Origin of the sequence: Marinobacter arenosus, assembly GCF_019264345.1 — a bacterium.
Taxonomy (GTDB): Bacteria; Pseudomonadota; Gammaproteobacteria; order Pseudomonadales; family Oleiphilaceae; genus Marinobacter; species Marinobacter arenosus.
This window is the reverse complement of sequence record NZ_JAHVAO010000001.1, coordinates 2,610,076-2,629,782: the sequence shown is the minus strand read 5'-3', so window position 1 is coordinate 2,629,782 and position 19,707 is coordinate 2,610,076. Positions and strand designations below refer to the sequence as shown.

At 61.0% G+C, this 19,707-nt stretch carries 20 protein-coding genes and 1 tRNA gene; 11 read left to right on the top strand and 10 right to left on the bottom strand.

Translation table 11 applies throughout. From position 1 onward, the window contains the following. Positions 1–4: 4 nt before the first annotated feature. The 3 genes from KXD86_RS12020 to KXD86_RS12010 all read right to left on the bottom strand — a co-directional run bounded on the left by KXD86_RS12020 (position 5) and on the right by KXD86_RS12010 (position 4,722). Positions 5–1,408 (bottom strand): sodium:solute symporter family transporter, encoded by a 1,404-nt coding sequence (locus tag KXD86_RS12020; RefSeq protein WP_218636247.1) that lies wholly within the window; start codon positions 1,406–1,408, stop codon positions 5–7. Positions 1,409–1,577: 169 nt separating this feature from the next. Then, positions 1,578–2,546: a radical SAM protein gene (locus KXD86_RS12015; protein WP_218636246.1), complete on the bottom strand. Its 969-nt coding sequence runs from the start codon at positions 2,544–2,546 to the stop codon at positions 1,578–1,580. Continuing rightward, the gene (locus KXD86_RS12010; protein WP_218636245.1) at positions 2,533–4,722 is read right to left on the bottom strand and encodes a dihydrolipoyl dehydrogenase family protein; all 2,190 of its coding nucleotides are present in this window, start codon (positions 4,720–4,722) and stop codon (positions 2,533–2,535) included. The genes KXD86_RS12015 and KXD86_RS12010 overlap by 14 nt, the downstream gene beginning before the upstream one ends. Before the next feature lie 277 nt (positions 4,723–4,999). On the opposite strand from KXD86_RS12010, the gene KXD86_RS12005 reads away from it, so the two are divergent. From KXD86_RS12005 to KXD86_RS11985, 5 genes are all read left to right on the top strand, one after another. Continuing rightward, positions 5,000–5,617 (top strand): RNA polymerase sigma factor, encoded by a 618-nt coding sequence (locus tag KXD86_RS12005; RefSeq protein ID WP_312846285.1) that lies wholly within the window; start codon positions 5,000–5,002, stop codon positions 5,615–5,617. Beyond that, entirely contained in the window at positions 5,611–5,862 is a 252-nt protein-coding gene (locus KXD86_RS12000) for a zf-HC2 domain-containing protein (RefSeq protein ID WP_218636244.1), read from the top strand. The genes KXD86_RS12005 and KXD86_RS12000 overlap by 7 nt, the downstream gene beginning before the upstream one ends. Positions 5,863–6,003: 141 nt before the next feature. Further along, a complete protein-coding gene (locus KXD86_RS11995) occupies positions 6,004–6,756 on the top strand; it encodes an amino acid ABC transporter substrate-binding protein (RefSeq protein ID WP_218636243.1) in 753 nt (250 codons plus the stop codon). A gap of 18 nt (positions 6,757–6,774) precedes the next feature. Then, the gene (locus tag KXD86_RS11990) at positions 6,775–7,449 is read left to right on the top strand and encodes an amino acid ABC transporter permease (RefSeq protein ID WP_218636242.1); all 675 of its coding nucleotides are present in this window, start codon (positions 6,775–6,777) and stop codon (positions 7,447–7,449) included. Continuing rightward, positions 7,446–8,192: an amino acid ABC transporter ATP-binding protein gene (locus KXD86_RS11985; protein WP_218636241.1), complete on the top strand. Its 747-nt coding sequence runs from the start codon at positions 7,446–7,448 to the stop codon at positions 8,190–8,192. Before KXD86_RS11990 ends, KXD86_RS11985 begins: the two co-directional genes overlap by 4 nt. A gap of 18 nt (positions 8,193–8,210) precedes the next feature. Here KXD86_RS11985 and KXD86_RS11980 read toward each other — a convergent pair whose 3' ends face one another. The 3 genes from KXD86_RS11980 to KXD86_RS11970 all read right to left on the bottom strand — a co-directional run bounded on the left by KXD86_RS11980 (position 8,211) and on the right by KXD86_RS11970 (position 10,988). Next, on the bottom strand, positions 8,211–8,897 hold the full coding sequence (locus KXD86_RS11980; protein ID WP_218636240.1) for a TVP38/TMEM64 family protein: 687 nt from the start codon (positions 8,895–8,897) through the stop codon (positions 8,211–8,213). 314 nt (positions 8,898–9,211) lie between these two features. Further along, positions 9,212–10,063, bottom strand: coding sequence for a UDP-2,3-diacylglucosamine diphosphatase (locus tag KXD86_RS11975; protein WP_218636239.1), 852 nt, complete (start codon positions 10,061–10,063; stop codon positions 9,212–9,214). A 301-nt stretch (positions 10,064–10,364) separates the two neighbouring features. Next, on the bottom strand, positions 10,365–10,988 hold the full coding sequence (locus tag KXD86_RS11970; RefSeq protein WP_218636238.1) for a YbhB/YbcL family Raf kinase inhibitor-like protein: 624 nt from the start codon (positions 10,986–10,988) through the stop codon (positions 10,365–10,367). Between the two features lie 175 nt (positions 10,989–11,163). Here KXD86_RS11970 and KXD86_RS11965 point away from each other — a divergent pair, with 175 nt between their 5' ends. The 3 genes from KXD86_RS11965 (at position 11,164) to KXD86_RS11955 (ending at position 12,496) form a co-directional block, all read left to right on the top strand. Then, complete coding sequence (locus tag KXD86_RS11965) at positions 11,164–11,496, top strand: ankyrin repeat domain-containing protein (protein WP_218636237.1); 333 nt, start codon at positions 11,164–11,166, stop codon at positions 11,494–11,496. 7 nt (positions 11,497–11,503) lie between these two features. Next, positions 11,504–12,244, top strand: coding sequence for a spermidine synthase (locus KXD86_RS11960; RefSeq protein ID WP_218636236.1), 741 nt, complete (start codon positions 11,504–11,506; stop codon positions 12,242–12,244). A gap of 75 nt (positions 12,245–12,319) precedes the next feature. Further along, the gene (locus KXD86_RS11955) at positions 12,320–12,496 is read left to right on the top strand and encodes a hypothetical protein (protein WP_218636235.1); all 177 of its coding nucleotides are present in this window, start codon (positions 12,320–12,322) and stop codon (positions 12,494–12,496) included. Positions 12,497–12,535: 39 nt separating this feature from the next. On the opposite strand, the gene KXD86_RS11950 is transcribed toward KXD86_RS11955, so the two are convergent. Together KXD86_RS11950 and KXD86_RS11945 are read right to left on the bottom strand one after the other, a co-directional pair. Then, positions 12,536–13,918, bottom strand: coding sequence for an alanine/glycine:cation symporter family protein (locus KXD86_RS11950; RefSeq protein ID WP_218636234.1), 1,383 nt, complete (start codon positions 13,916–13,918; stop codon positions 12,536–12,538). 37 nt (positions 13,919–13,955) lie between these two features. Next, positions 13,956–14,516: an LOG family protein gene (locus KXD86_RS11945; protein WP_218636233.1), complete on the bottom strand. Its 561-nt coding sequence runs from the start codon at positions 14,514–14,516 to the stop codon at positions 13,956–13,958. 145 nt (positions 14,517–14,661) lie between these two features. Between KXD86_RS11945 and KXD86_RS11940 the strand changes: the two genes are divergently transcribed. Continuing rightward, the gene (locus KXD86_RS11940) at positions 14,662–16,770 is read left to right on the top strand and encodes a 4Fe-4S binding protein (protein ID WP_218636232.1); all 2,109 of its coding nucleotides are present in this window, start codon (positions 14,662–14,664) and stop codon (positions 16,768–16,770) included. A gap of 27 nt (positions 16,771–16,797) precedes the next feature. Here KXD86_RS11940 and KXD86_RS11935 read toward each other — a convergent pair whose 3' ends face one another. Continuing rightward, positions 16,798–17,352 (bottom strand): carboxymuconolactone decarboxylase family protein, encoded by a 555-nt coding sequence (locus KXD86_RS11935; protein WP_218636231.1) that lies wholly within the window; start codon positions 17,350–17,352, stop codon positions 16,798–16,800. A 118-nt stretch (positions 17,353–17,470) separates the two neighbouring features. Here KXD86_RS11935 and KXD86_RS11930 point away from each other — a divergent pair, with 118 nt between their 5' ends. Further along, positions 17,471–18,070, top strand: coding sequence for a TetR/AcrR family transcriptional regulator (locus KXD86_RS11930; RefSeq protein ID WP_218636230.1), 600 nt, complete (start codon positions 17,471–17,473; stop codon positions 18,068–18,070). 171 nt (positions 18,071–18,241) lie between these two features. Beyond that, positions 18,242–19,549, top strand: a complete 1,308-nt coding sequence (locus KXD86_RS11925) for an NAD(P)/FAD-dependent oxidoreductase (protein WP_218636229.1) — start codon at positions 18,242–18,244, stop codon at positions 19,547–19,549. A 31-nt stretch (positions 19,550–19,580) separates the two neighbouring features. On the opposite strand, the gene KXD86_RS11920 is transcribed toward KXD86_RS11925, so the two are convergent. Beyond that, positions 19,581–19,654, bottom strand: a tRNA-Gly gene (locus KXD86_RS11920). Between the last annotated feature and the right edge of the window lie 53 nt (positions 19,655–19,707).

Below are 19,707 nucleotides of genomic sequence, written 5' to 3'. Positions count from 1 at the left end.
CTCCTCAGGCTTCGCCGGCCGCCAGCGAACGACCCGCCAGACGGCGCAGCGCCAACGGCACGAAGAACCCGAACGAGCAGATCAGGAAGCCGTAAGCGTTGACCCCGAGCAGCATGGCGTACTTGCCGTCACCGATGGCCCAGCTGGCTGGTATCAGACCGGCCGCGAGCAACACACCCAACCCCAGGCCGGTCCAGAAACTCAGGTGAAAACTCCAGGGCGACCAGCGGGTGAAACCATAGAACAGGAACACCGGCGCCAACCCCATCACCATGGTACCGGAAATGGTGGTCGCCTTGAGAATGTCGGTGCCGGCGAACATCGGCAGGTTGCCGGCAAAGGCAAAGATCACCATGACCAGCGCACCCACCCGGATACTCGGCAGACGGTTCTTGGCCCGTCTGGCCAGCCGCGGCAGGTCCACCGCCAGGGATTTGGCCAGCGAGGTGAACGTGGAGTCCAGGGTCGAGCCGGCCGAGGTCATCATCACCACGCTCATGAAGAACAGCGCCGCCAGACCAAGGGACTGACCAACCGCCGCCGGCGCGTTACCCATGGCGTCGATGCCATTGAGACGGGCATGCACGCCCACCAGGCTGAAAATAAACACCGCCACGAAGCCCAGCAGCCCGGCGACCACGAAACTCTTCAGCATGGTCTTTTCCTTGTTCACGAAGCCCCGGTCGGTCAGGACCGGATCGTGGAACGGGTAACTGAACATCTGCAGCAGCGCCACCAGCAGCAGATCAAAGCCGGCATCCAGCCGGAACTCGCCATTGCTGAGCAGGGCACTGGTGTCATTGGCCGGCAGGATGAGGAACAGGACCGCGCCAACAAAAAAGACAAACACGAAGGCCTGGATCACGTCGGTAAAGATCGATGACCGCAAACCACCCTTGAGGCTGTAGGCGAGGGTAAACACGGTAAAGAGCATCGCCGCGGCGTAGTACTCCCACTGCCCCGGCAGGCCGAAGTAGCCACCCACGACCGCGGTGTTGCTCCAGACCTCGTTGTACAGACGAATCAGAATCGCCGCGGCAAACGCCAGCGCCGCCAGCCGACCAAACCGCGACGTCAGGAAATCCTGAAGACTCCGGGCCCCGGTCTGGGTCCGGATGAGATAGATGATGTAACCGGCCACCGGAATCGACAGCCAGTAACTGGCGTAGGCGAGGCCGCCGGTTACCCCGTACGCCGCCCCCAGATTGGCCGCGTTGGTCACCGACTTGGCAAAAATCCAGCTGATGAAAATACTCGCCGTCAGCGACCACTGACTCACCGGATTGCCCTGATCATCCGCGCCTTTGTAAAAGGAATTCGCGTTCTTACTTTTCGGCGACAGCACATACATCACAATGCCGTAAACCACCAGAAACCCCCAGAACAGGGCACCCTCAAACGTCGTCATCGTAAAAAATCCACGTTACTTTTAGCGCACAGCACGGCGAACCGCGCGGTCTGTGGGGCGGGTATTAATTCCCGCCAGAAAAATATGTCTGAGCGAAGCGAGTTATTTTTCCAAGGAAATTAATACCCGCCCCGCAGGCCGCCAACCCCCAACAAGCAGGCTGCGACAATCAACCGGGCGCCGAACAACTGGCCCCAAATCGATAACAGGAAAAGCACCGATGATGCCGCAACATAATGCGCTCCTCCATACTCTCCGCCAGCGACCCACCCAGATCGTACTGGGGATCGTCGTCCACCAGCGTGCAGGCATAGACCCGGACCTTGTCGCCCTTCTTCACCAGCATCCGCGTGTAGGTGCACATGAAGTGCGAACGTGACGCCTTGCTCGGGTACTTCTCCATACAGGTTTCGGTGATCTCCGGGCTGCCATCTTCCGACCCCGGCGTGCCCAGGTCGGGAAACGCGGTAAACGCCAGGCCCTCAGGGATGTTCCATTCCCGGAAAATTTCCCGAAATACGGCCTCCACGTCCGCCGGAATTTCCTCCGGATCGGTCTGGCGGGCGATGGATACCTTGAAACCCTGCTCGATCAGCCAGCGAATACCCTCCAGGGCCTGGTCGAAACTGCCCTCTCCCCGATCCTTGTCGTGCCGGGCCCGGTCCGGAAAATCCAGGCTGACCCGGAAGTGAATCGGATAGGCGTTGTCCAGCAACGGCAACACCTGGTGCCGACGCTTGAGCAGCGGCTCGGTGGCGTTGGTCAGCACAAAACAGGGCCGGTGCTGGCTGGCGTAGTCCAGGATGTTCACAAAATCCCGGATCACGAAAGGCTCTCCGCCGGTGAAGGAGAACTGCTCCACGCCCATATCGATGGCTTCGTGAATGAACGGCTTCACATCGCTCAGTTTCATGCCCGGAATCCGTCCATCGCCGGGGTGAGACCCTTCCAGGCAGAACGGACACGCCAGGTTGCAGGCGGTGCCGGTGTGAATCCACAGTTCCCGGAGCTTGTCCGCGTCGATATAGCCCCGGGGATCGCCCTGGCGGGTGTGGGTCCAGCTGTCGAACGCCCTGGGCTCGAGAACCTCCACCGCCGGAATGCGCTTGCGGGTCGGTCGTGCTTCAGTCAGGGGCATAAACGCTCCTCGATACGTTTGTGTCTTTGCCACGGCGCCAGCCGTGCAGTTTTTCCAACAGTTTCAGTATGCCCTGCGGCGCATGGGCACGCTTCCATTCACCGGCGGCGAATTTGGCCGACTCGTTCCAGGTCGGGTAGGGATGGATCGTGCCCAGAATCTTGTTCAGGCCCAGACCATGCTTCATGGCCAGGGTGAATTCCGACAGGATCTCTCCGGCATGGGTGCCAACCACCACCGCGCCCAGGATCTTGTCCTTGCCCGGCGGCGTCAGCACCTTGATGAAGCCGTGGTCCTCGCTCTCCGCGATGGCCCGGTCGAGATCGTCCAGGCCGTATCGGGTCACTTCATACTCGATACCCTGGTCCCGGGCCTCGGCCTCGCTCAATCCCACCCGGGCCACTTCCGGCGAGGTAAACGTGACCCAGGGCATGACCCGGTAATCCACGTTAAAGCGCTTGAACTGACCAAACAAACCATTCACCGCGGCGTACCAGGCCTGATGCGCGGCGGCGTGGGTAAACTGATAAGGACCGGCCACGTCGCCACAGGCAAATACATTGGGGTAGCGTACGCTCATGTCCTCCTCCACCGGCACCGTGCCGTTGGGCAAGGTTTCCACACCAATCCGGTCGAGGTGCAGGCCGTCCGTATTGGCGGCACGCCCCACCGCCACCAGCACCTGATCGAAAGCAATCCGCACCCGGTCGCCACCGTGGTCGCAGTACACCACCTTCTCGCCATCCTCGATGACAAATTCCTTCGCCGCATGCTCCAGGCGCACATCAATGCCGTCCTGTTCGAAGCGGTGTTTCACCAGGTCCGACACATCTCGGTCTTCCCTCGGCAATAGCCGCTCCCCCATTTCCACCTGGACCACCTGACTGCCCAGCCGAACAAAGGCATGGGCCAATTCCGAGCCGATCGGCCCACCGCCAAGCACCAGCAGGCGCTCCGGCTGAACCTCCAGTGACCACAGATTGTCAGAGGTCAGCGGCTCCATGTCAGCGAGTCCCGGAATCGGCGGCACAGCCGGTTTACCCCCCGTGGCCACGACAATGCTGCGGGCAGTCAGCCGCTCGGTCCGGCCATCGGTGTGCTTCACCTCAAGCTCCCAGGGTGATACGAAGCTGGCTTCGCCGGAGATGCAATCCACGCCCAGTTTGCGGTAACGCTCCGGGGAATCGTGGGGCTCGACTTTCGCGATCACCGTCTGGACCCGGTCCATGATGGTTTTGAACGAGCCCCTGACCGGCACCGCCTCGAGGCCATAGCGATCGGCATGGCGCAGGGTATCCGCCGCCTTGGCACTGCGGATCAGGGCCTTGGACGGCACACAACCGGTGTTAAGGCAGTCACCCCCCATCTTGTGTTTCTCGATCAGCGCCACCTTGGCCTTCACTGCCGCCGCAATGTAGGCCGACACCAAACCGGCCGAACCGCCGCCAATCACCAGGAGGTTGTAATCAAAGGAGTCCGGTTTCGTCCATCCGGCATACACCCGGCGACGCCGGATGAACCCCACCACGAACTTGGCAATCAGCGGGAACAGCCCCAGCAAGGCAAACGACAACAGCAGATCGGCAGAAACAATGTCACCGGTGGATTCAATCTGTGACAACTGGGTACCGGCATTAACATACACGAAGGTACCCGGAAGCATGGCGATCCAGCTCACCAGGGCATAGGTACGCAGCTTCATGCCGGTCAGCCCCATGGCGATGTTAATCAGGAAGAACGGGAACACCGGGACCAGCCGAAGGGTCGCCAGGTAGAACGCGCCGTCCTTCGCAATGCCCCGGTCCATGCGGGCGACGGTGGCCGCGTACTTGTCCCGAAGCGTATCACGGGCCAGGAAGCGGGCGACGAGAAAGGCGATGGTAGCGCCGATGGTGGAAGCGACCGAGACGGCGGCAAGACCGTAGACGTTGCCAAAAAACGCCCCGCCCGCCAGCGTCATGATGGCGGCGCCGGGAAGCGACAGGGCAGTGACCAGGATGTAAACCAGCATGTAACCGCCGACCGCCAGCCAGGCATTGTCAACGATCCAGGCGTCAAGACTCTGCTGGTGGGCCTTGAGCGACTCCAGGGTGAGGTAGTTGTGGGCTCCGCTGCTCCAGAAGGCAATCACCACCACCAGAATCGCCAGTATCATCAGCCACTTTTTCCGGTTCATCTCTTTATCCCGCATTATTGATTCGTTGTATCACTGACTCGGTAATCCTGGCGTTGTTACAGATGCCGTGGAACATTGTCGATCTATACGCCAGCTTCCTTGTCGAAGGGTACGTGGTTTTCTACCCGAAGAGGTCACGAATTGATAACAATCCCGTCAAAAACCCCAAACATGTCCTAAACTTGCAGACAAACTTCCGATTTCAGATGGGGTCAGGGAACCGCGCCACCGCTACGCTGACCAACGGCTAGACCCTCGACTCAAAGAGTAGGTACGCGTGATTCAACAAACAGACCTTGACGAGCGCCGCCTGGTTGAAGCCCTGAAACGCGGTGATTCATCGGCGTACGCCCAGGCCGTCTCACAGTTCAGCCCCGGCATGCTTGCGGTGGCCCGCTATTACCTGGACACGGGCAGTGCCGAAGACATCGTCCAGGATTGTTGGGTCACCGTGATCGATGCCATCCAGAAATTTGAGGGCCGCTCCGGTCTGAAAACCTGGCTGCACCGCATCGTGGCCAATCGCTGCAAGAACAGGCTGCGCAGCACCCACCGGGAGATCCCGACCGATTTTTCCGAGCGACTCGATCCGGAACTGGCCAGCCGCTTCGACGCCTCCGGCCGTTGGGCCACTCCCCCGAAACTGCGTTTCGACGCATCCGCTGAAGCCCTGTTGGAGAACGAGGCCCTGAGCAACTGCCTCGACAAGCACCTCGCCCATTTGCCGGAAACCCAGCGCTCGGCGTTGATCCTGTATGAAGCTCACCAGCACAGATCCGACGACGTCTGTAACATTCTGGACGTCAGCGCGTCTAACCTGCGGGTGATGCTTCACCGCGCCCGGCAGAAAATTTTTCTGATGGTGGAAACGTTCCAGGAGACGGGCCAATGTTAATGTGCCGCGAGCTGGCGGGCATTGCCAGCGACTACATCGACGGGGAATTAACCACGGGCCGGAACCTGTCCGTAAAAATGCACCTGATGATGTGCAGGCCCTGCCGGTCGTTCATCGGCAACTTACGCACCAGCACCGAGCTGATGCGACGGCACACCGCCTCGCACGTGGAGGCGGCGGTCATCGATCGCATCAATCAGCGGATTTCCGAGGCATTGGGGGCCAGGCCCGAGCGAAAGGACTGATACCACCCTTGCGCGCAGACCCGGTGTCGGTGGCACTCGCCCTCAAGGAAAGCCCGTATCGGATGCGCGCGCCAAGGTTGTTAAACTGGCGGTAATTTCTGATTCCCGCTCCCAAAGTCATCAACCCGAAAGGACATGACCATGAAAACCCTGTTAGCAACCACACTGTTAGTATTGTCTCTGGTCGCGACGCCGCTTTTGGCCCAGGACGGAAAAATCCGGGTCGGCATGTCGGGCCAGTACTTCCCGTTCACCTTTGTCGAGCAGGACACCCTGAAAGGCTTCGAGGTCGACGTCATGAACGCTGTGGCGCAGGAGATGGGGCGTGAGGTCGAGTACCAGACCGCCGCCTTCTCTGGCCTGTTCGGCATGCTCGGCGCGGGGCGGATTGATACCGTGGCCAACCAGATCACCATCACCGAGGAGCGCCAGAAGGCGTACATCTTCAGCGAGCCGTACGTCTACGACGGCGCCCAGGTGGTCACCAAGGCCGGCAATACCGAGATCGAGGGCGTCGAGGACCTGAAGGGCAAAACCGTGGCGGTGAACCTCGGTTCCAATTTCGAGGCGCTGCTGCGTAACCTGCCCTACGCCGATGAAATCGACATCAAGACGTACGACAGCAATATCGAGCGTGACACCGCCCTCGGGCGCGTGGATGCCTTCGTGATGGACCGGGTCAGTGCCAGCCAGATCATCAAGGAGAAGCCGCTGCCGCTGGAACTGGCCGGCCCCACCTTCTCCCAGATCACCAATGCGTACCCGTTCAAGGACACCGAGGAAGGCCGTGCGCTGCGTGATGAAGTCAATGCGGCCCTGAGTGCGTTGCGCGAGAAGGGCACGTTGCGCGAGATTTCCGAGGAATGGTTCGGCACCGACATCACCGCCCCATAACAACACAGGAACCGCATTATGGGCGCGCTTGACGTCGACTACATGCTGGGGCTGGTCCCCGTATTACTGGGGTACCTGCCCCTGACCCTGCAGCTGGCGTCTCTGGGCATGGTCCTGGCGCTGATCCTGGCGTGCCTGTTTGCGGTCATCCGGGTACTGCGGATTCCCGTGCTGAATCCGTTCACCATCGTGTTCATTTCGTTTTTCCGGGGCACGCCGCTGCTGGTCCAGCTGTTCCTGTTCTACTACGGGCTGCCCCAGCTGTTCAGTGCGCTGACCGTGATCGACGGCATCACCGCCACCATCATGGGCCTGACCATGCACTTCTCGGCGTACATGGCCGAATCCATTCGCGCCGCCATTGTCGGCGTCGATCGCAGCCAGACCGAAGCGGCCCTGTCGATCGGCATGACCAACAGCCAGCTGATGCGGCGAATCATTTTGCCCCAGGCCACGCGGGTGGCCCTGCCCACCCTGATGAACTACTTCATCGACATGATCAAGGCAACCTCGCTGGCTTTCACCCTCGGCGTTACCGAGCTGATGGGGGCCACCCAGAAAGAGGCCTCCGGCAGCTTCCTCTACTTCGAGGCGTTCATAGTCGCGGCGGTCATGTACTGGATCGTGGTCGAGATGCTGTCCTGGCTGCAGGGCAACCTGGAAACCCGACTGAACAAGGCCTACAGCCGATGATTGAACTCAAGGGACTGCGCAAGCAGTTTGGCGAGGCCGTGGTCCTCGACGGCATTGACCTCACCATCGAAAAAGGCGAGATCGTGGTTGTTATCGGGCCATCCGGCACCGGTAAGTCCACGCTGCTCCGTTGCGTGAACTTTCTCGAGCAGCCCACCGCCGGCGAGATCACCGTGGGCGACCTGACGGTGGATGTGAACCGGGCCCGTAAAGCCGACATTCTGGAATTGCGCCGGCAGACCGCCTTTGTCTTCCAGAACTACGCCCTGTTTGCCAACAAGACGGCGCTGGAGAACATTGCCGAGCGACTGCTGGTCGTGGATCGCTGGCCGAAGGCCAAGGCCCATGAACGGGCCCGGGAAATCCTCCGGCGCATTGGCCTCGAAGACAAGGCCGATGCCTACCCGGCGTCCATGTCCGGCGGTCAGCAACAGCGTGTGGGCATTGGCCGGGCCATGGCCGCCGGTGCCGAAGTGATCCTGTTTGACGAACCCACCTCCTCACTCGATCCGGAATGGGTGGACGAAGTGCTGTCGCTGATGAAACAGCTGGCCAGGGAACGTCAGACCATGTTGCTGGTCACTCACGAAATGTCCTTCGCCCGGGATGTGGCCGACCGGGTCATCTTTATCGATGGCGGCCGGATCGTGGAGCAGGGGCCGCCGAGCGAAATCTTCTACCACCCGAAGGACCCCCGCACCCGGGATTTCCTGCAGAAAATCCTGGCCACCCACCAGGCCTGATGCCCGCCCGCCGCGGAGTCAGGCGCTAAGATGCAGCCAACGTGCAATGCGGGAATGGGGCCTGCGACTCAGGTACCAGGGCAGGGTGCTCATGATTACCAGGATCACCACGGCGGCCACAACGGTCAGCAGCGGATTGAGTTCAAAGCTGTGCCCGAGCCCGGCGAAGACAAAGGTCATCGGTAACATACCGACCACTGAGGCCAGGGCGAATCGCCACGCCCGAATTGCCGTGACCCCCGCGGCGTAGCTGATCAGGGCAAATGAGAACAGCGGGATTAACCGGGTGAGCAGTACCGCAATGAACAGAAACCGCTGGGAACCGTTCACGGAGAACACCGGATTGTCCTCAAGCTTGCGCTGGACCACCTCGCGGCCGAGCACCCGGGCCAGGTAGAAGGCGATCATAGCACCCATCAGAGCGCCTGCCACGGCAATCGCCGTGCCCTCGAACATGCCAAAGGCAAGGCCCGAGGCCGCACTGATCGGCAAGGTTGGAATCGGCCCGACAACCACCCCGAGGATCATCATCAGCATCAGCAACAGCGGCCCGGACATGCCTTGCTGGTTGAGCCAGTCGGAGATGGCGGCGGGCGACAGACTGGCCGGCATCCCCAGTTGGCGAAGTACCAGCCAGGTAGCCGCCATCACCAGCGCGACAATGGCCAGAAAGGAGAGACGAAATACCCAGTGTGAACGATTCATTGGGGCATTCTACCCGTCAGGCAGGTCCGGGGAAGCAATAAATAATGCATGAATTAATGAATGAATGCGCAACCCATCTCCTGTTCAGTTGTCCAAGTTCTACTTGCCACCCATTTCCCCTTGTCCGGGCGGACTCCGAGGAGGGTGGCAGTCTGGAAGATGGAGGACGTAGACATGAAGATCCTGGCGCTCACCGGACTCTTGCTTGCTTTCGCAATCGGCGGTCTAGCCCACGCCGAAGGTGTAAGCGATGAGGACCTCAGATGTCAAAACAACCCAGCTTGCCTTCAACAACCCTCGGGAGAAGACAGGCGTTAACTGACCAGGCTATTGGCCTGTTCCACGAAAGCGGCCGGCACCGGGTCAAGCGTCGGTCGCGCGTTCCCAGTCACATCCGGGTGCGGCGCATCCGGCTCCGAAGTCAGAATCATCGGTGCCTCCGACCAGTGCAGTAGCTCCAGCCGTCCGGATGCCTGCTCCACCAGCGCGGTGCAGTGCTCCACCCAGTCCCCGTCGTTGCAGTAAAGGCCGTCCTCGCTTCGCAGGAAGCCCGCCGAGTGGATGTGCCCACCGATGAAGCCATCGTAGTGGCCTTTTTCCGCCACGGTCAGCGCCGCAAGTTCGAACCGGCGGATGAAGGTGCGCGCCTTTCCGATGCGGCTCTTCACCCAGGCCGCCAGGGACCAGTAGGGCTTGCCCCGGAGTCGGCGCCAGGCGTTGAACCAGCGATTGAAGCGAAGCAGTATGCCGTGGGCGCGATCGCCCACCAGCAGCATCAGGGGGCTGCACCGAACCACCTGGTCAAACTGGTCGCCGTGGCAGACCATGAACCGGCGGCCGTCTGCCGTGCTGTGCACAACCTTGGTCTTGAGTTCGATCCCGGCCACGGTCTGGCCACAGAATTTGCGGAAGAACTCATCGTGATTGCCGGGAATGTAGACAACCCGGGTGTCGCCAGCGGCGATATCCATCAGTCGCTGGACGATGGCATGGTGCTCGGGAGGCAGGTGGACCCGCTTCTGCATGGCAATCAGATCGATGATATCGCCAACCAGGTAAAGGGTTTCACAGTGCACACTGTTGAGGAAGTCGAGCAGGTAGGCTGCCTGACAGTCGGCGGTGCCCAGGTGCACATCGGAAATGAAAACGCTCCGGTAGTATCGCATGGTGTCTCCTGCCCTCGGTCTGCCCGGATAACCGCACGATCCCAGATCCGAATGACGGCACAGTGACAGCGCTGCGACATTTCCATGACCGGAGTGAACCTCCCGTTGACGGGGTACGCACCGGACAAGCCCGGTGAAGTCACGAGCGTCGAAGCGCTGATCGCCGAGGACACCTGACTGAGCTCGGGCGAGGGCCGGCGAACAGCAACGGGGAATGGTGGTGGGGTCAGGAGAGCCAGCAGGGGGAAAACCGGCCTGCGCCGGTTCCCGTGATGTGCCGGGGCCGTCTTGAAGGGACGTCTCAGCGGAGCGCCGGATTCAGGGTATAGGTCCCCGTTACCCGGGCGCTGGCCAATATGTGGCCGGCCATGGCCTCCCGGACATCATTGCCATCAAATTCACCGCTGAGGCCGAGACTCTCGACATCCAGCGCATGCACCTCGTAGTGGTAGTGGTGAATAATCTCATCGTTCCACGGTGGGCAAGGTCCGTCGTAACCGCCATAGGTGCCCGCCATGTCGGGGTTGCCGGCCAGAAACTGGGTGTAATTGTTCACCCCGCGGATGCCAATGGGGCCGGGGCCGGGCTCCTTGCCCTTGGGAATAACGCCGTCGCTGTCCTCACCCTCGGGGATGCGGCTGATGTTCGCAGGCACATCCACCAGCAGCCAGTGAAAGAAATCCACCCGGGGCAGGTCTTTCGACACGGTCTTGCCTTCCTGATTCACATCGTCCGCGACACTGGGCACATCCGGATCGAACATCATGACCACAAAGCTCTTGGTGCCGTCGGGCGCCCCCTCCCAAACGGTTTCCGGGTTGCGATTGGGCCCGAAACTCATATGATCTTCTTCACTGTAGACGCCAAACGCGAACGTTTCCGGGACCGGCTGGCCCTCCTCGATGCCTCGAACCTCTAGTTTCACGGCGTTGCCTCCTGTTGATCGTTGGCTTATATCTCAGTCATGGTGTCTGGAACAGACCCGATCTGTGATACAAGGGTTTTAGCAAGGGTGTTGCAGGTCTGTCCAGATTACCAGACTGCCATAATCCTTACGCCCGGCCACACAAACAGGCTCACTCACCAACCAGGAAACCGCCATGAGCGACCAGCAATCCGGCCAGCCAGGGCCGCCAGAAAACCAGATGGACGAAGACGCCATTGCCTTTGCCCAAGGCCTGTTCGAGCTGGCCCGCAAGGGCGCTGCGGGTCTGCTGGTGCCGTTATTGGACGCCGGCGTGCCCGTGGATCTGCGCACCAGCAAGGGGGAAACCCTGTTGATGCTGGCAGCCGCCGGCAATCACCCTGAAACCGTTCAACTGCTGCTGGAAAAAGGCGCCAACCCCGAGGCCACCGATGCCGACGGTGTTACGGCATTGGGCCACGCCCGCGCCGCCGGAGCCCAGGACGCGATCGCCAAACTGAATCGGTGACCGGTCGATGCTCAAAAAGGGAGAAATCATTCACCACGTCCGGGATACCCTCGGCAGTATCCTGGTGATCGACTACCGCAAGCACCGGGTCCTGACGTTCAACTCCGTTTTTGAGCAGAGCAAGATCGACCGGCGCCGTCCCCATGTGCCGGTGCACGAGTACAATCGGGCGATGATGCTGCCATCGGCGTTCGCATCACCCGGCCACGTCACGATTCTGGGATTGGGCGGCGGGGTGATGGCAAGCGCGTTCCACCATCTGTATCCGGACTGCCAGATCCACGCCATCGAGCTACGTCAGGCCGTGCTGGACGTATCCCGGGGCTTTTTCGACCTGCCCCAAAGCAGCCGGCTGACCGTATCCATCGGCGATGCCCGCGACGTGCTGGAACGACTGCCCGACGCCAGCACCGACATGATCCTGGCCGACCTCTACAACGCCGACCGTATGAGCCCGGCCCAGGCCCAGCGGATGTTCATCAATCACTGCAGTCGCGTGCTCGGTGCCACGGGCTGGTTAACGCTCAACTACCACCGGACCCCGGACCCGGAGGGCCCCTATTTCCGGCAGATCCGGAAACACTTTCCGGTGCTGTTGATGTTCCGCAGCAAAACCAACAACACGGTTATCTACGCCAGCAAGCAACCTTTCGAGGCGTTGCACGAGCGGGACCCGGCCCTGCAGGATCTGGAAAAGCGAATGCCGATCGACTGGCGCCGGTTGATGGCGAAAGTGACCCGCCTCTGACGCCCCAGCCTTGATCACTGGTCAGGATGATCCATAGTAGTAACTAGGTGTTACTGTGACTGGAGGAAACAGCGTATGGCTGATGAGGACTACAAGAAGCTCCACCCGATCCTGAACGAGATCACCCAGACCTACGTGAGCCTGTACACCAACAGACCCAACGAAAAGAATCGGGAACAGCTGATCAAGCTCGAAGCCCTGCTGCACGAAAAACTGGAGCAACTCAAGAAAGCGCGGGGCGACACCGAGTAATCGGGCCGTAGGCCCGACGTGAGCACGCGGCAGATGGTTTCAGGCTGCCGCGGCCTTACGCTTGAAGTATTCCCGCGTCAGCCGGACCACCAGGGGAGACAGCAGCAGGAGCGCGATCAGGTTTGGCACGGCCATCAACCCGTTGGCAATGTCACACAGCCCCCAGATCAGTTCCAGATCCATCACCGCGCCCAGCGGCAGCAACAGGCAGAAGAGTTTCCGGTAAACCCGAATCCGCTGGTTACCGAACAGATAACCGGTGCCCCGATCGCCGTAGTAGCTCCAGCCCACCACGCTCGAGAACGAGAAGAACAACAGCGACAGGGTGACCGCCAGCTTGCCCAGATCCGGCACGGCCGCATTGAAGGCCATGGTCGTCAGTTCAGAGCCGCTCACCCCGGTGGTCCAGACCCCGGTGGTGATAATGACGAGCGCGGTCATGGTGCATACCACCAGGGTATCGAACAACGGGCCGTTCATGGCCACCAGGCCGGCCCGCACCGGCTCGTCGGACCGGGCTGCCGCCATGGCGATGGGGGTTGTACCCAGGCCTGCCTCGTTACTGAACACCCCCCGGGCAACACCGAATTGAATGGTGGTCATCACCGCCGCGCCGGCGAAGCCCCCGGTGGCGGCGGTCCCGGTAAAGGCATCGGAAAGAATGCTGACAAAGGCGGCCGGCACCGCGTCCGCATTCAGCCCGAGCACCACCAGCGCACTGCCGACATAGATCACGAACATCAGGGGCACCAGACGCGAGACCACGCTGCCGATGCGACGGATCCCACCCACGATCACGAGCCAGATCAGTGCGCCATAAAGAAGGCCGATACCGAGCTTGACCCCGAACACCGTCGCCGCACGGTTCTCGTAGCCAAGGATGTCGCGCAGGGAAAACTCGAGGGTATCGGCCACGGAGTTCGCTTCCACCATATTGCCGGTGCCGTAGGCGGCAATGATGGCGCACAGGGCGAAGAACTGGGCCAGAGGTTTCCATCGAGGGCCGAGACCTCGCTCGATGTAGTACATGGGGCCGCCGGCGTAGCCGGTTTCCGGGTCATAGACGCGGAACCTGAGGGCCAGGGTGGTGCTGGCAAAGACCGTCGCCATGCCGACGATGGCGGTTACCCACATCCAGAAAATGGCACCCGGACCACCCAGGGCGATGGCGGTCGCCACCCCGGCAATGTTGCCGTTGCCAATGGCCGCCGATAGGACCACGGTAAGCGCGCTGAAGTGACTGAGTTCGCCGGTGATGGACGTTTCCGCATCCCGGCCACTGACGATGCGGAGCGACAGGCCAAGACGAAGCAACTGGATAAAACGCAGGCGCACGCTCAGATACAAGCCGGTGCCAACCAGCAATACGACGGTCAGTGGCCCCCAGACAATTTCTCCGACGCCTTCCACCAGTTCCTGCATGCCAGACGGTTCCTTTTGGCCGTGCCCGCAGTTCGTTTCAGGTCCACTTTTCGTGCGGCGGCTGGTACTGCCGGAATCCTGCCAGGAGTTGGTCCGGGGTGTCTGCCACCACCAGCATGTCGATGTATTCCTGTTTCAGGAAACCCGCTGTCTTCATGGACTGCACCATTGCCAGCAGGGGGTCGTAGAAGCCACCCACGTTGTAAAGCCCGCAGGGCTTTCGGTGGAAGCCGAGCTGGCCCCAGGTCCAGGCCTCGAAGATTTCCTCCAGCGTCCCGATGCCGCCGGGCAAGGCGACAAAGCCGTCGGCCAACTCCGCCATCTTCGCCTTGCGCTCGTGCATGTCCCGGACCACGAACAACTCGGTCAGACCCGAATGGGCGAGTTCGCGGTCCCGCAGGTGCTCCGGAATCACGCCATAGACCCGGCCACCACTCTCGATGACCGAGTCGGCCACGATCCCCATCAACCCGACATGGCCGCCGCCGAACACCAGGTCCACGCCCTGGGCGCCCAGGAACTCCCCCAGCTCCCTGGCCTTTTGGGCGTACTGCGGATCGGTTCCCGACCGGGAACCGCAATAAACAGCTATTTTCATCCACTCCTCACTCTATGGTCCGGCGCCGGAAAATCGGTCGATCTCCTCACAAAGTAGCAGAGAGCTGGCTCCGAGGTCGCATTGAGCAGCCTCTCAAAAGCTCTAGCATGAAGGATCAAACAACAAGAAATCCCAGGAGTTTCCCATGGCAGGGCGCCTAGCGCTCCTGATGGCCTGCCTGTTCTTGCTGTCCAGCGCCCGTGCGGAGCTGTCGGAAAGCAAGCGGTCATTGATCCAGGAGCTGTTCCCGAAAGCGACAGTGATCGACGACAAACGGTCGGATTTCCCCGTGTACCCGGTGTATCAGCTTCAGGAACTGCTGGGCTATGCCTACGAATCGGCGGATCTGAGCCGGCTACAAGGGTTTGCCGGCAAACCGATCCAGCTGCTGGTCGGGTTGGATGCCCGCGGCCGTTTTACCGGAGTCCGGGTGCTCGACCACCATGAACCCGTCTTCCTCCATGGCCTGGGCGAGCAGCCGCTGTTCGACTTTGTTGACCAGTACGCCGGCCACTCCCTGCGCGAACAGATTCTTGTCGACACATCCAATTCCCGTCGCTCCGGCAAGGACCCGGAGGGCAATATCGTCCATTTCGACGGGGTCAGTAAGGCCACGGTGTCCGTGCTGATCGTCAACGACACCGTGCTGTCGTCCGCCCTGAAGGTTGCCCGCGCCAAACTCGAGGGCTTCGGCCAGGCGGCCCCGACCCGCGCGCGGCCGGATTTCTTTACGCCACTGACCTGGCAGGAACTGATTGATCGCGGCTACATCCGGCATTGGCAGGTGGCCACGGACACGGTGGAACAGGCTCTGGGACGGCCTCTGTCAGACTACCCGGGCAACCCGGAACCCCGGCCCGGCGAGCCGTTTACCGAGCTGTTCTACGGCTACGTGAATGCGCCCATGGTGGGGCGCAACCTGCTGGGGCACGAGGGCTATGACCAACTGCTGGAGCAGGCGGGGGAAGACGCCAAGATTCTGGCGGTGATGTCCCGCGGGCCATTTACTCACCTGTCCGAGGACTTTGTCCCCGCCAGCGCCCCCGACCGGCTGGGCATGGTGCAGAACAACCTGTCACTAGAGCTTCGGGACCTGAACATGTTCGGTGGCAGTATCCAGCTACAGGCCGGTTCGATGCCGGAATTTGCCCAACAGACCCTGTTCCGGGTCGGAGGCAACGCCGGTTTCAACCCCGGCGCCGAGGCGACGCTCCGGCTGAACGTGGAGCTGGCGCGCAATCACCTGATGGTCGACCGGACCACGCTGGCCGTACCGGTCGCGTTCCCCGAAGAGCTGTTCGAGACCGTCGAGGTGGCGCCGTTGCCGGAGCAGACGCGGGCGCCGGTCTGGGTGGGCCTGTGGAAGGAGCGCTGGTGGCAAATCTCGTTGCTGGTCAGCGGGCTGGCCGTGCTGACGGTGTTCTTCGCGAAACAGCGGACCCTGAGCCGGTATCCGGCCCTGGTCCACCGGTTCCGTTGGGGCTTCCTGTTCTTCACGCTGTTCTTTATCGGTTTCTACGCCCAGGGTCAGCTCTCGGTGGTTAACATCTACACGCTGTTCCTGGCGATCTGGGATGGCTTTTCGCTGGATGTGTTCCTGCTCGATCCCATCCTGTTCATTCTCTGGACCTACACCTTCATTACGCTGTTCATCTGGGGGCGTGGGCTATTTTGTGGCTGGCTGTGCCCGTTCGCGGCGCTGCAGGAGATGGCCGCCTGGCTCGGTGAGAAACTGCGCTTCCCCCAGATCAAAGTGCCGGAACGCTGGCATCGCTGGCTGATCCTGCTCAAGTACCCGATCCTGGTCGGGTTGGTCGGCACCGCCTTCCATTCGCTGACACTGGCCGAGCAATTGGCGGAAGTCGAGCCCTTCAAAACCGGCATCACGCTGTTCTTTGTCCGATACTGGCCGTTCGTGGTCTACGCCGTGGGACTGGTGGTGGTGGGCATGTTCATCCACAAATTCTACTGCCGTTACCTGTGCCCGCTGGGCGCCGGACTGGCCGTGCTCGGCCGGCTTCGGCTGTTCAGCTGGCTGGACCGGGTGGAGCTGTGCGGCAATCCCTGCCAGCACTGCAAGAACGCCTGCGGGATCAACGCCATCCGGAAGGACGGCCGGGTGGACTACGACGAATGCATACAGTGCCTGGAGTGCGTGGTCATCCTGAACGCAGAAGACCAGTGCATCGACAAGCGCCTCCGGAACCGGAAACAGGAAAGGCAGGCCAATATCCTGGCAACGGATGCGGGCTGATTCCGCACCCGTCGCCATCGGGCTCGCTTACTTGGCCTTCTGCCAGGCGAACTTCTGGAAAGGTTCGTCCACCGGCGTCTCGGCAATGTGGTTGATGTAATTGCTCATCACCTTCTGCGACAGCACCAGAATCACCTCAAGTACGTGCCGGTGCTCGTAGCCCGCCTGGTAAAACGCATTCAGGTCCTCGGCATTGACGTTGCCGCGCTTGCGGGTGACCGCCAGCGTAAAGGTTCTCAGCGCCTCCAGTTTGTCATTGGGCAGGGGCGTCTCGTCCCGCAATGCATCGATGATCTCGTCCGAGACCTTCATGCTCTTGGCGATGCCGGTGTGCGCTGGCACGCAGTAATGGCAGGCATGCTCAACGTTGATGGTCTGCCACACCACGGTGGTTTCGTCATTGTTGAAACTGCTGTCCAGCACCAGCTGATGCAGCTTCTGATAGCCGTCCAGCACCGTCGGCGCCTCGGCCATCACGGCATGCAGGCCCGGGATCATGCCGAAACCCTTCAGGGAGTTTTCCAGCAGCGGCTTCGCCTGTTCCGGGGCAGAATCGGTGTCGTGCAGTTTGAAGTCCGTCATAACAATCTCCAATTTGAGTGATCGTTCAACAACACCTTCAGGTTAACTATTATTGAGCGATCACTCAAGATATAATTGAGCAACTACTCAAAATCAAAGATCCTGACAGTCATCAGCCATGGCCAGACACGCCCGATACGACCGGCAAACCGCTTTGCAAAAAGCCATCGCCCTGTTCTGGGAACGGGGCTACCACGGCAGTTCCATGAAGCAGATTGAACAGGCACTGGATATGCGTCCGGGTAGCATCTACGCGACCTTCGGCAGTAAAGACGGATTGTTTTCAGAGGCATTGGCGGCTTATGCCGAACAGGGCAGCCAGGAGCTCTCGACCTTTCTGCAGCGCCACCCCTCGGTTGTGGACGGCCTGCAAGCCTATCTGCGCGCGATCGCCCGGACCAGCAGCGAAGCCCAGCCCTCTCGCGCCTGCATGATCGTTAAAACCCTGCTGGAGTCGAGCAACACCCACCCAGCACTCGCCGAGCAGGCCAACCACATACTGGCGTCCATCCAGGAGACGATCTTTGACGCGCTCGAGCAGGCCAAAGCCCGGGGGGAGCTGGTCGAAAGTACCGATTGCCTGCGCTTGGCGCGCCTGCTTCAGGCCCAGATTGTTGCGCTCCGTGCCATGGCCGAGCGGGATCTGGCACCGGATGAACTGGCCAATCTGGGTGACGATGTGGCTGGCATTCTCGACGCTTACCGCAAGCCCCATTGAGGGCAAGCCGGGTGGCTGTTGCACTTCCGTAGAATTGTCCCCACGGTGCCCATCGCGCTACTATATTTCCTCTCGTATTAGCACCCTACCTTTTCGTCCGGCCCAGTGACGACAGCCAAGCATTTTCCTCAGAAGAGTGCTTGGCTCTCCTCACTTAAAGGGCTGACTGTTATGGAAAACCTTCATCACATCGTGGTGGTTGGCGGTGGCGCCGGCGGGCTTGAGCTGGTGACCAGTCTCGGCGACAAACTGGGCAGGAAGGGCAAGGCGCGGATTACCCTGTTGGATGCCGGCCTGACGCATGTCTGGAAACCATTGCTGCACGAGGTGGCGTCCGGCTCGCTGGACGCCAATGCCAACGAAATCAACTACCGCGCGCACGCCCGCAAGCACCACTACGAGTTTCAGCTGGGCCGGATGAGTGGCCTGGATCGCACGGCCAAACAACTGGTGGTAGCGCCGTTCCACGATGAGGACGGCAAGGAAGTGGTGCCAGAGCGCCACATCCACTATGACACCCTGGTGATTGCCGTTGGCAGCACCGCCAACGACTTTGGCACCCCCGGAGCGCAGGAGCACTGCCTGTTCCTCGACAGCCTGAAACAGGCCCGCCGGTTCCACAACCTGATGCTCAATGCGTTCCTGCGGAAGAACCATGAGGCCCGGCAGGGCCAGGAACACACCCTGAACATCAGCATCATCGGGGCCGGCGCCACGGGCGTGGAACTGGCCGCCGAATTGCGTCTGGCCTCCCGGGAGTTGCCGGTTTATGGCATGAATCACCTGAAGGACTCGGACGTGTCGATCACCGTGATAGAAGCCGCGGACCGCATTCTGCCCGCGCTACCCTCGCGACTGTCCGCGGCGGCCAGTCGGGAACTGGAGCACCAGCACATCAAGGTGCTCACCGGCCAACCGGTCAGCGAAGTCCGGGACGGCGCCATCGTCATGAAAGACGGTACCAAGCTGCCGTCGGAAATGAGCATCTGGGCCGCAGGCATCAAGGCGCCGGCGTTCCTCGCCGAACTCGGGCTGGAAGCCAACAAGGGCAACCAACTCGTGGTCAAGCAGACCCTGCAGACAACGCGGGACGAAGATATCTTTGCCTTCGGCGATTGCGCGGCCTGCCCGCAGCCGGATTCAGACCGGCCAGTGCCGCCACGGGCCCAGGCGGCCCATCAGCAGGCCGACGCCCTGTTCAAGACCCTGTGCAACCGCATCAAGGGCGGTGAGGCCGTCCCCTTTGTGTACAACGACCACGGCTCCCTGATCAATTTCAGCCGCTACACCACGGTCGGCAACCTGATGGGCAACCTGTCGGGCCGGAGCATGTACATTGAAGGCAAGGTGGCGAGGCTGTTCTACGTGTCCCTGTACCGCATGCATCAGGTGGCCCTGCACGGTTTCGTGCGCACCGGCATTATCTGGTTGATGGACAAAATCAGCCGTGCGATGCACCCGCGTCTCAAACTACACTGAGAGGGAACCGGGAACTGTGCCCGGCAAGCATTGGAGCGGGTGAAGGGAATCGAACCCTCGTATGCAGCTTGGGAAGCTGCCGTTCTACCATTGAACTACACCCGCATTAGCGATGGCCGCGAGAGCAATATAAGCGGTTGCTGCGCTTTTGGGCAAGC

Excerpts from the sequence above, each read along its gene's own strand:
- KXD86_RS11980 (WP_218636240.1), bottom strand. The coding sequence starts at position 8,897 with ATGAATCGTTCACACTGGGTATTTCGTCTCTCCTTTCTGGCCATTGTC.
- KXD86_RS11960 (WP_218636236.1), top strand. The coding sequence starts at position 11,504 with ATGCTCAAAAAGGGAGAAATCATTCACCACGTCCGGGATACCCTCGGC.
- KXD86_RS11965 (WP_218636237.1), top strand. The coding sequence starts at position 11,164 with ATGAGCGACCAGCAATCCGGCCAGCCAGGGCCGCCAGAAAACCAGATG.
- KXD86_RS11945 (WP_218636233.1), bottom strand. The coding sequence starts at position 14,516 with ATGAAAATAGCTGTTTATTGCGGTTCCCGGTCGGGAACCGATCCGCAG.
- KXD86_RS11950 (WP_218636234.1), bottom strand. The coding sequence starts at position 13,918 with ATGCAGGAACTGGTGGAAGGCGTCGGAGAAATTGTCTGGGGGCCACTG.
- KXD86_RS12000 (WP_218636244.1), top strand. The coding sequence starts at position 5,611 with ATGTTAATGTGCCGCGAGCTGGCGGGCATTGCCAGCGACTACATCGAC.
- KXD86_RS11995 (WP_218636243.1), top strand. The coding sequence starts at position 6,004 with ATGAAAACCCTGTTAGCAACCACACTGTTAGTATTGTCTCTGGTCGCG.
- KXD86_RS11975 (WP_218636239.1), bottom strand. The coding sequence starts at position 10,063 with ATGCGATACTACCGGAGCGTTTTCATTTCCGATGTGCACCTGGGCACC.
- KXD86_RS11925 (WP_218636229.1), top strand. The coding sequence starts at position 18,242 with ATGGAAAACCTTCATCACATCGTGGTGGTTGGCGGTGGCGCCGGCGGG.
- KXD86_RS12010 (WP_218636245.1), bottom strand. The coding sequence starts at position 4,722 with ATGAACCGGAAAAAGTGGCTGATGATACTGGCGATTCTGGTGGTGGTG.
- KXD86_RS12015 (WP_218636246.1), bottom strand. The coding sequence starts at position 2,546 with ATGCCCCTGACTGAAGCACGACCGACCCGCAAGCGCATTCCGGCGGTG.
- KXD86_RS11935 (WP_218636231.1), bottom strand. The coding sequence starts at position 17,352 with ATGACGGACTTCAAACTGCACGACACCGATTCTGCCCCGGAACAGGCG.
- KXD86_RS11985 (WP_218636241.1), top strand. The coding sequence starts at position 7,446 with ATGATTGAACTCAAGGGACTGCGCAAGCAGTTTGGCGAGGCCGTGGTC.
- KXD86_RS11990 (WP_218636242.1), top strand. The coding sequence starts at position 6,775 with ATGGGCGCGCTTGACGTCGACTACATGCTGGGGCTGGTCCCCGTATTA.
- KXD86_RS12020 (WP_218636247.1), bottom strand. The coding sequence starts at position 1,408 with ATGACGACGTTTGAGGGTGCCCTGTTCTGGGGGTTTCTGGTGGTTTAC.
- KXD86_RS11930 (WP_218636230.1), top strand. The coding sequence starts at position 17,471 with ATGGCCAGACACGCCCGATACGACCGGCAAACCGCTTTGCAAAAAGCC.
- KXD86_RS11940 (WP_218636232.1), top strand. The coding sequence starts at position 14,662 with ATGGCAGGGCGCCTAGCGCTCCTGATGGCCTGCCTGTTCTTGCTGTCC.
- KXD86_RS11955 (WP_218636235.1), top strand. The coding sequence starts at position 12,320 with ATGGCTGATGAGGACTACAAGAAGCTCCACCCGATCCTGAACGAGATC.